Annotated in this window: 1 protein-coding gene; it reads left to right on the forward strand. The window is 30.5% G+C overall.

Features of this window, described 5'->3' with window-relative positions:
• Position 1: 1 nt before the first annotated feature.
• On the forward strand, positions 2-1667 hold a 1666-nt coding region (locus tag V7266_RS28840; protein WP_335472649.1), incomplete at its 3' end, for a right-handed parallel beta-helix repeat-containing protein.

Consider the following 1667-nt stretch of genomic DNA (forward strand, 5'->3'; position numbering starts at 1 on the left):
GGTGATAGCAATGTATCTTATAGAACTTGATAGATGGAATATCAAGAAAGGTATACCCAATAAACCTTATTTAAATGCAGATTATCAGATCGCTGATAACAATATTCAAGGAATAAATAATGCAATACAATTTGCGGTTAATAATGGTTTTAACGGTATCATATTGCCTAAAGGGCAATACGCCTTATGCTATCCAAGAGAAATAAAAATGGCTAGCAACATGACTTTTGATTTAAACGAATCCACTTTAAAAGTAATTTATGATTCTGATAGAAAATCTCCTTTTGACAATAGGACAACCGCTGATTATTACAATTTTACAGGAAATAGTATAGTATTTGAAAATGTAATGAATGCTCACTTAATTAATGGAACAATTATTGGCTGTAGGGATGATCGTAGCTTTTTAAATGCAACTGCTGAAAGAAGAGTGGAAAGTAGTTATGGAGTTGTATTTCGAAAAAGTACTAAATACAGTTCGATTAAAAGTTGTATTGTAAGAGATTATATGGGAGATAATATAACATTTTCTAGCTCTGCAATTAGGGAATTAGCAGAATTTAATATGAATCTAACATTAAATTCTTTAGATTATTCAACAGGTCAATTAGTGTCTTCAACAAACTCATTAACCACTGGATTCATAAATATTCCTACGGACGCTCAATTTTCCTCGTTTCTAATAGCTGGCGCAGGGTACTCAAGGTTAACTAATCTTGTAAATAAAGATGTTGACGTCTTTTTTTATAAGGCCGACAACTCCTTTATTGGTGTTCTTAAAAAGCGAAAAATTTATACAGATATTTCAATTCCACTAAATGCTGTAAAAATGAGAATGGTCTTTGCAGGTGAAACAAATCCTTCTAAGAATTTACAAATCACATTAAAGTTCGGCTTAATCCCTCACCATAATGTTGTGGAATTTAATGAGGTCTACAATGGACATAGAGGCGGCATATCACTAGGAGGAAGTTATAATGTTGTTCAGCATAATACCATTCGAGACAATGGTAAAGGAAGCAACAGCTTTTTAGATGGAAAGCCTTTTTTTAGCGATCCTACTAGATATGCAATCAATCAAGAAGATTCCTATGGAGATAACTGTGTTATTAGAAATAATCTCATATACGGAAGTAATCACGGAATATTAGCTGGGTGCTATTCGATTCAAATTGAAAATAACCATATTTATAATGTTGATTCAATTGGTATTAATCTTTATAGTTTGTTAAGTGCAAATATAAAAGGAAACATCATTTATAATTGTCCTACCAGTATAGGTCTGATGAGTTCTAACTTTGGAAATGCATATGTTAATATTACCGAGAATAGCATTACAGGCGGCAATTTTTCTTTTAGTACCAATAATTCATATCAAATAAATGTCTCTGAAAATAATTTTGTTGATGTTACCAATATTCATATGGGAACAACTAATATAAACAATACTTTTAGAAATAATCGTATTAAATATGCTAATATTTCTGGAGGTTCATCCATTACTGCTTATAAAATAGAAAATTGCATTATTGATTCTACAACAGTATCAGATATTGGCTTTAAGGTTTACAAGCAAAATAATTGTACGTTTAATAATTTAAGAATAAATATTCAAACTCTGAATGGTACGACAAAAAGTGAAAAGGTAACAATTGAAAATTGCGAAT

The sequence above is a fragment of the Neobacillus drentensis genome (genome assembly GCF_036965645.1).
Lineage (GTDB): Bacteria > Bacillota > Bacilli > Bacillales > Cytobacillaceae > Neobacillus > Neobacillus drentensis_D.